This window comes from Frankia sp. CcWB2 (assembly GCF_977927585.1).
In genome coordinates this window covers 1-8,364 of record NZ_CDWRCM010000191.1, presented here as the reverse complement: position 1 = coordinate 8,364, position 8,364 = coordinate 1, and the positions used below count along the sequence as shown (strand labels likewise).

Below are 8,364 nucleotides of genomic sequence, written 5' to 3'. Positions count from 1 at the left end.
ACAGATCCAGATCCTGGACATCGACCCGCCCCGGACCCCACCCCGGACCCCGGATGACGCTCACCCGGACGTCATCACCTTCATCGGCCGGATCGACGGCACGGTCATCACCGTGGGAACGCAGCCCAGCGTCCCGCGGAGAACCCCAGTCGTCGTTCTCCGCACCCAGTCGGCCCTGCTCAACGTTCTCTGCGTCGCGCATCTCGTGCCGGACGAGGCGCATCGGCTCGCCGCCCTGTTGTCCAGCGCCGCGCTCGCCACCGTGGGGCGCTCCGCGTCCCAGCCCCCCGGTGCTGCACCGCCGCCTGCCGACCTCGCCTCCGGGGTCCGCTCGCGGCACATCATCTCCGCTGGGGAAGGATCGAGCGCCGCGGAGCTCCGTCACGCGCTGGCTCTGCTACCAGCGGGGGCACGACTCGTCGATTTCGTCTCCGACACCGACGTCGTCCTCATCTTCAGCGTCGACGATCCACCCTGGCCGACGATCAACCTGGGCGGGGGGCCGTCCGGGTGACCGAAGGCCCGAGGCCCGGCCATGCGCCGTTTTAATCATCGAAAGGACGGCCAGAGCCGTGAGGGCAGCGGACCGACCCGACAGGCACCCAGCCGAGGCAGGCACCGCGCAGAGGCAGACACCCGACAGGCCACGCCGCCGTCCCGGCCATGTCCGGAATCCCGCGAGGAGGAGCACTAGCTTCACCAAGAGTGATCGATCGTACAAGTCTGTTCGCTTCCCCGGCCCAGGACAGCCCGACGACACCGGTAGCGGCACCGATGACGCTCGCTCGCGTCACCACCGGGCTGCGCCCAGTGATCAACGCTACCGGCGTCCTGCTCCACGGAGGGCTCGGCCGAGCTCCCCTGTCCGCGGCCGCCCGCGCGGCCCTCGACCTGGCAGCCGGCACGACCGACCTCGAGCTTGACCTCGGGACCGGACGGCGAGGACGACGAGGACGTACCGCCCTGGCCGCGTTGGCAGCCGCGGTGCCCGCAGCGGCGGGCGTGCACATCGTCAACAACAACGCGGCAGGGCTGATCCTCGCGGTGACGGCGCTGGCCGGGCGGCGGGAGATCGTGGTGAGCCGCGGGGAGCTGGTGGAGACGGCGGACGGGTTCCGGCTGCCCGAACTGCTGGTCTGCACCGGGGCTCGGCTGCGGGAGGTCGGCACCACCAACCGCACGACGCTCGGGGACTACGCCGACGCGATCGGGCCGGAGACCGGGCTCGTGCTGCGCGTGCATCCGTCCAGCTATCAGGTGGTGGGGCTGACTGACACCCCTGCGATCAACGATCTTGCCGCGCTCTGCGCAGACTTCGAGATCCCCCTCGTCGGTGACTGCGGCTCCGGGCTGCTGCACCCCGAGCCGCTCCTCGCCGATGAACCCGATGTCACGACCTGGCTCGGCTTCGGCGTCGACGTGGTCACGACCAGCGCGGACAAACTGCTCGGCGGGCCTCAGGGCGGCCTGCTGCTGGGACGTGCCGACCTGATCGACCGGATGCGTCGGCATCCGATGGCCCGGGCAATGCGGGCCGGAAAGCTCACGCTCGCCGCGCTGGAAGCCACCCTCAGCCACCCCGACTCCCCTGTCCGGCAGGCGTTGCACGCCCGACCGGAACGGCTGATGACGCGGGCCGAGACGCTCGCCGCGTGGCTACGGCGTTCGGGCATCGCAGCCTCGGCTGTAGCGAGTCGTGCGGTCGTCGACGGCGGGGGTGGATCGTCGCCGCAGCCGAATGACGCCGCATTCCGTCGATCGGGCAGCCACCAGCGCGAGGGCGCACAAGACGAAGACGACATGGCCCCGACGGGCCCCGCGGGCGGTCTGACGATCAGAGGGTTCGGCGGCTTCGGTCCGGAGCTGCCGAGCGCCGCGGTGGCCCTGGAGGCAGTCATCGCCGCCCCCCTGCGCCAGGGCGAGCCCTCCGTGTTGGGCCGGGTCGAGCAGGGATGCTGCCTGCTCGATCTGCGGACCGTTCCGGTGGAACTCGATCCCGTCCTCGCCGCCGCCGTGCTGACTGCCGCGACCGAAGCCGGCGCGACCACGATCACCGATGCCCCGACCGAGCCGCACATCGCCGAGGATGCCGACGTCATGACGATCGAATCCATGGCCATCCCGCGCGCCACCGTGCCCGGCCGACGGACGCCGTGAGCCTCGGCCGCCCCTACGACTCCCCGGCGGTCGCCGTCGCGGTGAGACGGCTGGGCTCGGTCGCCGCCGCGCTGACCCTGCTCTGCTACGGGCTCGTCCACCTGCTCGTCTGGCCCGGCGCACCCACGGGGACCCCGGATGAACGGTACCGGTGGAACGGGGAGTCCACGCTACTCGACTCGTTACCGGGTGAGGCGGTCTGGAGCATCGGCGGCCTGCTGCTGGCAGCGACCCTGCTCGGGCACGGCGTCGGCGCGGCGGGACTCGCCGGGCTGCCCCTGGTTCACCGCCACTGGCTGGCCGCGACCGGATTCGGGGCGGCCTGTTCGCTGAGCCTGTTCGCGATCGCCTGGCCGGGGCTGGAACCCACCGCGACGGAGTTCAGCGCCGGTCCGATAATCAGCGGGCTGCTGCTGGCGAGCACGCTCGTCACCGGCTGGGCCCGGCACCACCCGCCCCACGCCGTCGCGTAGCGCGGTCCCGCTGCGAGGTCGAACAGCTTCGCCTGACGTGCGACCACCGCGCCGTGGCCCTCGTCGGCCGCGAGCACGATCCCTCACGATCAGTGGACGGCCGATCCAAACCTCAATCTAACGCTAAAACAACGGAGAAATAAGCGATTCACGGTTCGCTCGGCGGCGGCGGGGACCCGCGTCGCATCTTCGCATGTGGCGGGCCCGCCGACGGGCCTAGACATCAGAACATTATAGTACAAATATTATAAATTCCGGCATATAGCTCAAACTTCCGATTCGGGAAGCTTGATTACCCATCGGCATCGATGCACCTCTTACGGAGACCGGAAGCCGTAGAGATGGTTCAGTACGTCGTTGTGTACTGGTTGCGCTGATTGTGATCCTTCAAAGAGTACGGTGGATGCAGTCGGCCACCTCGGATAGCGGCGTCCAGGGGGACGTAATGAAGTAACAAATACGTGATCGAGAGCATCATCGCAGGTCACAGGCCTGTGGAGGGTTCGAAACGCGCAAGTTATTTCATTTCGACTCCTAAAGGCCGGGCCGCTAAAGGCCGGGGCCGTCCCGCGTCCATCCGCGACGGGATCGTCCTAATCGATGGTACCCGCGGGACGGCGAGAACAGCCCGGAGGACGACGATACGATCGGCGTCCTCGCCCTCTGCCCGGGCCAGAGGCATGGAGGGAGCCGCGGTGATGGAGACAATCATCCAGAATCGGGAGGACCGGATCCGGACGACGCCGGATCCGGCGTCGCCGTCCGTCCGCACCACGCCCCATTCACCGGCCTCCGCCCTGCTGGCGGCGCGGGTCATCGAGAAGATGCTGGGCGAGCTGATGTTCCACCATCTCGGCATCCTCGTCGCGGACCTCGATGCTGCCCGGGAACGATACGCCGTCTCCCTCCGGGTCGACGCGTGGGAGTCGCGGGTCGTCTCCGGCCCCGCCCTCTGGCGCGATCGACCGATCATGATCAAGAACGTCCGGATCGCGTTCGGCCGCTTCGGCAGCAGCCTGGTCGAGTTGGTGGAACCCGGCGACCGGCCGTGGACAGGGCGGGAAATTCTCGACCAACGCGGCGAGGGAATGTTCTCCATCGGCTACGAGGTCGACGACCTGCCGGCGTGCCTGCACCGGGCGGTCGCCGCGGGATGCCTGGTCGAGCAGCTCCGGCCGGACGCGCGGAACCCGCGACAGGCCTATCTCGACGCGGGTTCCGGACTACTGATCGAACTCATCCCCGGGGGCGCCGGACGGGACGGTTGGTGATTATTGTCCGAAACCTGCCGTCCTCGTGGACTTGTCTCGGCGGCCATCCAAATGTCATCATCAATCGAGGCCGCCCGGCACCCCCCGAGCCGGGCGGCCTCTCTGTGGGTACGGGCCTCCCGATGTTCCGCGGGCGTATCCAGGTCGCCCCGCGGGCTTGAGCGCGCCCTCCGCGACAAAGCGATCCATGCCGGCGACGAAGGCGCGCGCGTCCTCGGCGGGCCAGTCGTCGAGCATGCGCTGGAAGACGTCAGCTAGCCGACGCCGAGAGCGATCGATGGCGGCCCGGCCCTCGTCGGTGAGCGTCAAGCGGACCGCGCGGGCGTCATCGGGATCGGCCGAACGGCGCAGCAACCCGAGCGCCTTGAGACGATCACTGTGCCGACTCACCACCGAACGGTCGATGCCGATCTCCATGCTCAGCTTGCGCGCCGTGGTCGGGCCCGTGCGGGCCAGACCGTTGAGCACGGGGTAGACAGCCTCGTCGAGTCCGACGTCCGCCGAGGAGAGCAGCTCCCCGAACAGACGCGTCCGATTCGGCCGGGTGAGGAGAAGTCCGAGCGATGCCGCGAGCCTCGCGCCGTCGTCTGAACCCACCACACGACCCTACTCTGCGTGCACCATGCATCAATTCGCGCGGGGCGCGGATCCACACAAGGGCACGGATCCACGCGGGGCAGCGACCCACGCGGGGCGTCGGCGGCGCGCGCGAGCGACGAAGACGAACGGGAGGAGGTGCGATGGCTCACACCCGACCCGACGGAAGGGGGGCGACTCCCGGGCGCGGCAGAATTGCCGCGGCGGCCCGTGCAGAACCACCGCAACGCACCACCGCAAGGCACCAGGCAGGCGCTAGCACGCGACCGCGGATCCGGAAGGCACACCTTGACGGGCATGCTCACAGCGCAGCGGACGAGCCCGATCGAGCGGATCACCGCCGATCATCGACGGGTCTCGGTGGACCTCGGCTCACGCAGCTATCCGATCGATATCGGTCCCGGGGTCCGCCGAATCCTGCCCGACATCGTCGCGCGGATCGGCGCCCGGCGGGCCGTCATCGTCTCGGCGCGGCCGCAGGACGCGGTCCCCGACCCGGGCGTGCCGGTGCTGCGGCTGGCCGCACGGGACGGCGAGACGGACAAGAACCTGTCGAACGTCGAGGCGCTCTGCGGCCGGTTCGCGGCTTTCGGGCTGACCCGGTCAGACGTCGTCATCTCCTGCGGCGGAGGGACCACCACGGACGTCGTCGGGCTCGCTGCGGCGCTGTACCACCGCGGCGTGGCGGTGGTACACCTCCCGACATCCCTGCTCGCCCAGGTGGACGCGAGCGTCGGCGGGAAGACGGCGGTGAACCTGCCCGCCGGCAAGAACCTCCTCGGCGCCTACTGGCAACCCAGCGCCGTCCTCTGCGACACCGACTACCTGCGGACCCTGCCCCAGCGGGAGTGGATCAACGGCTACGGCGAGATCGCGCGGGCCCACTTCATCGGCACCGGGGACCTACGCGGTCTGCCGGTGACGGAGCAGATCGCCGCCAGCGTGGCGCTCAAGGCCGCCGTCGTCGCCCGGGACGAACGGGACTCGAGCCTGCGCCACATCCTCAACTACGGCCACACCCTGGGGCATGCGCTGGAGCGCGCCACCGACTTCGCGCTGTGCCACGGTGAGGCGGTGGCGATCGGCACCGTATTCGCCGGCCGTCTCGCCGGGGAGCTCGGCCGGATCGGGGACGATCGGGTCCGCGAGCACCTGGACGTGGTCCGCGGGTACGGGCTGCCGACGGCACTGCCCACTGAGGCGGACGCCGCCGAGCTCGTCGCCGTGATGCGTCTGGACAAGAAGTCGACGAACACCGGCCTCACCTTCGTGCTCGACGGCGCGGACGGCCCACAGCTGGTGGGCGACATTCCGGAAGACCTGGTCATGAAGACGCTCGGCGACATGCCGCGCGGGCCGCTGGCCTGACGCCCATGCCACCGGCCCCGCGTGCCATCACGGGCACCACCCGCCTGTTCGCCGTCGTCGGGGATCCCGTCAAGCAGGTACAGGCGCCGTCGTTACTTAATCCGCTGTTCGACGAACTCGGGCTCGACGCCGTCCTCGTACCGGTGCACGCCCGGCCGGCGGACTTCCCCGCCGTACTCGATGGACTCCGGCGCATCGAGAACCTGGACGGCATCCTGATCACGATTCCGCACAAGGTCGCCGCCTGCGCCCTCGCCGACGAACGCAGTCCGGCGGCCGCGATCAGCGGGAGCGCCAACGCACTGCGCCGCGGCTCGTCCGGGCGCTGGCAGGCCGACAACTTCGACGGAGCGGGATTCGTCCGGGGGCTGACGGCCGCCGGACGCCCGGTGGCCGGAACGCGGGTCTCGCTAGTGGGCGCGGGCGGCGCCGGCAGCGCCATCGCGGCCGCGCTGCTCGACGCCGGCAGCACGCGGCTGTCGATCTACGATCCGGACCGGGAGAAGCGCGACGGCCTGCTCGCCCGCCTCGACGAGCACTGGCCGGGCCGCGCCGTCGGCGTCGCGGCACCCCTGCTGCACGATGTCGATCTCGCGGTGAACGCCACGCCGCTCGGCCTGCGTCCAGACGATCCGCTCCCCTTCCCGCCGGACGGGCTCGCGGCGGGCTGCGTCGTGGCGGACATCATCATGAAACCGCCCGACACCCGCCTGCTGCGGGCCGCGGCCGCACTCGGCCTGCCGACCCATCCGGGCATCCACATGCTCGCCCACCAGATCGGCTTCTACCGCTCGTTCTTCGATCTCGTCCCGGCGGCACCCGCCTGACGATCTGCGAGGGCTCATGCGTGCACAACCTCTAACCGGCTGTCTGGGTATCGACGTGGGCGGCACCAAGGTCGCGCTGCGCATCGAGGCCGCACAGGCCGTGGCGGACCCGACGGGAGGCGACGAGCAGGTCGGCCCGGCCAGGCCGAGCGGACCGGACGGACCGGACGGTCGCGTCAGGCCGGTGGAGACAACCTTCCAGTGGTCGCCGTCGGCGACCGCCACCCAGGACATCGACGATCTCGCCGCACACGTTGCCGCGCTGACCGCCCGATGGGGCGGTCGGGTCGACGCCGTCGGCGTGGCGATGCCCGCAACCATCAACGCCGCCGGCCGGGTCACAACATGGCCGGGCCGGCCGGCCTGGACCGGGCTCGACCTCGGCGCCGCGCTGCGGGATCTGCTGCCGGGCACCACCGTGGTCTGCGGCGACGACGGCGATCTGGCCGCGCTCGCGGAGGCGGACGCGGCCGGCTGTGAGAACGTGGTCTACCTGGGGGTCGGGACGGGCGTCGGCGGCGGGATCGTGCTCGGCGGCCGGTCCTGCCCGGGGCCCGGTCGCGGCTCCAGCGAGATCGGACATCTGATCATCTCGTCCGGCGGGCCCAGCTGTGACTGCGGCCGCCGCGGATGTGTGCAGGCAACCGCATCTGGGCCGGCCACCCTGCGCCGGGCCGCCCAGCGGCGTGGTGCGGAGGTGACCTTCGCGGACCTGCGCGCAGCCTGGCTCGCGGCCGACCCCTGGGCGGTGCGGACAGTGGGCGAGAGCGCCGCGGCGATCGCCACGGCCGTCGTCGGGCTGACCGAACTGCTCCATCCCGCGATGGCGGTGGTCGGCGGCGGGTTCGCGGCCGGCCTGCCTGGATTTCCGCAGGCGGTCGCCGAGCATGCCCAGGCCCTTGCCCGCCCGGGACATCCGCCCGCGCCCATCCGCCCGGCGCTGCTGGGCGGCCTGTCCTCCCTGTTCGGAGCGATCCTGGCGGCTCAGTCGCCGGCGAGGATCGGTCGGCCGGCCTGTGAGCCGCGGGGACACCGGCGGTGCCGGCGGGTTCGACCGGGTGCGGCCGGAGAAGGGACAGCAACTCCGCGGGCCGGCGCAGCACCGCGTCCGGCTCGGCCGCGACCAGCTCGGCGCCGTCCGCCTCGCCCCACAGCGCGGCCACCGCCATCACGCCGGCCGCACGCGCGCTCTCCAGGTCGGCGACCGCGTCCCCGATCATCATCGCCTCACTCGGCGCCACGCCCAACAGTTCGAGTGCCCGGTTCACGATGTCCGGCGCCGGTTTGGGACGGGCGATCTCATCAGAGCCGATGACATAATTGAAGATCGGCAGAATGTCGAGCTCACCCAGCAGGTGCCGGGCCCGTGGACCGGCCTTGCCGGTGGCGACCGCGAGCCCGAGGCCGCGCTCGTGCAGGGTCCGCAGCAGCGCGGCGATCCCTTCGAAAAGCACCACCTGGTGGGCCAGCCGATAGCTCTCGCGGACGAACGGCTCCTCCATCTCCAGCGGCAGATTCATAATCCGCATGATGTCCGGAAGTACCGTCCCAGGTGCCGGTTGTACTCCTCGAACGGGGGCTCGCCGGGAGGATCTGTCGCTGATCTTGTGATTCTTCTGGCCCGCCGGTGATCATCGGGTGAGGAGGGCCCGTTTGCGGAGCAGGCTGAAG

8 protein-coding genes and 2 pseudogenes are annotated in these 8,364 nt (G+C 70.7%); 7 read left to right on the top strand and 3 right to left on the bottom strand.

Annotated features, from left to right (window positions below):
* From ACY45C_RS17525 to ACY45C_RS17515, 3 genes are all read left to right on the top strand, one after another.
* The coding region (locus ACY45C_RS17525) for a hypothetical protein (RefSeq protein ID WP_462188634.1) at nucleotides 1-514 on the top strand (514 nt) is incomplete at its 5' end.
* A 260-nt stretch (nucleotides 515-774) separates the two neighbouring features.
* The gene (gene selA, locus ACY45C_RS17520; RefSeq protein ID WP_462188633.1) at nucleotides 775-2,157 is read left to right on the top strand and encodes an L-seryl-tRNA(Sec) selenium transferase; all 1,383 of its coding nucleotides are present in this window, start codon (nucleotides 775-777) and stop codon (nucleotides 2,155-2,157) included.
* The gene (locus ACY45C_RS17515; RefSeq protein ID WP_462188632.1) at nucleotides 2,154-2,630 is read left to right on the top strand and encodes a hypothetical protein; all 477 of its coding nucleotides are present in this window, start codon (nucleotides 2,154-2,156) and stop codon (nucleotides 2,628-2,630) included. The genes selA and ACY45C_RS17515 overlap by 4 nt, the downstream gene beginning before the upstream one ends.
* Before the next feature lie 346 nt (nucleotides 2,631-2,976).
* Here ACY45C_RS17515 and ACY45C_RS17510 read toward each other — a convergent pair whose 3' ends face one another.
* Nucleotides 2,977-3,108, bottom strand: coding sequence for a hypothetical protein (locus ACY45C_RS17510; protein WP_462188631.1), 132 nt, complete (start codon nucleotides 3,106-3,108; stop codon nucleotides 2,977-2,979).
* 220 nt (nucleotides 3,109-3,328) lie between these two features.
* On the opposite strand from ACY45C_RS17510, the gene ACY45C_RS17505 reads away from it, so the two are divergent.
* Nucleotides 3,329-3,901 (top strand): VOC family protein, encoded by a 573-nt coding sequence (locus ACY45C_RS17505; protein ID WP_462188636.1) that lies wholly within the window; start codon nucleotides 3,329-3,331, stop codon nucleotides 3,899-3,901.
* Nucleotides 3,902-3,961: 60 nt separating this feature from the next.
* On the opposite strand, the gene ACY45C_RS17500 is transcribed toward ACY45C_RS17505, so the two are convergent.
* Nucleotides 3,962-4,498: a MarR family winged helix-turn-helix transcriptional regulator gene (locus tag ACY45C_RS17500; protein ID WP_462188630.1), complete on the bottom strand. Its 537-nt coding sequence runs from the start codon at nucleotides 4,496-4,498 to the stop codon at nucleotides 3,962-3,964.
* 297 nt (nucleotides 4,499-4,795) lie between these two features.
* On the opposite strand from ACY45C_RS17500, the gene ACY45C_RS17495 reads away from it, so the two are divergent.
* The 3 genes and pseudogenes from ACY45C_RS17495 to ACY45C_RS17485 form a co-directional block, all read left to right on the top strand.
* Nucleotides 4,796-5,866, top strand: a complete 1,071-nt coding sequence (locus tag ACY45C_RS17495; RefSeq protein WP_462188635.1) for a 3-dehydroquinate synthase family protein — start codon at nucleotides 4,796-4,798, stop codon at nucleotides 5,864-5,866.
* A 5-nt stretch (nucleotides 5,867-5,871) separates the two neighbouring features.
* Nucleotides 5,872-6,693, top strand: coding sequence for a shikimate dehydrogenase family protein (locus ACY45C_RS17490; protein ID WP_462188629.1), 822 nt, complete (start codon nucleotides 5,872-5,874; stop codon nucleotides 6,691-6,693).
* Between the two features lie 16 nt (nucleotides 6,694-6,709).
* A pseudogene (locus ACY45C_RS17485) lies at nucleotides 6,710-7,690 on the top strand (ROK family protein); the annotation flags it as partial.
* A 64-nt stretch (nucleotides 7,691-7,754) separates the two neighbouring features.
* On the opposite strand, the pseudogene ACY45C_RS17480 reads toward ACY45C_RS17485, so the two are convergent.
* Nucleotides 7,755-8,364, bottom strand: a pseudogene (locus tag ACY45C_RS17480) (HAD-IA family hydrolase); the annotation flags it as partial.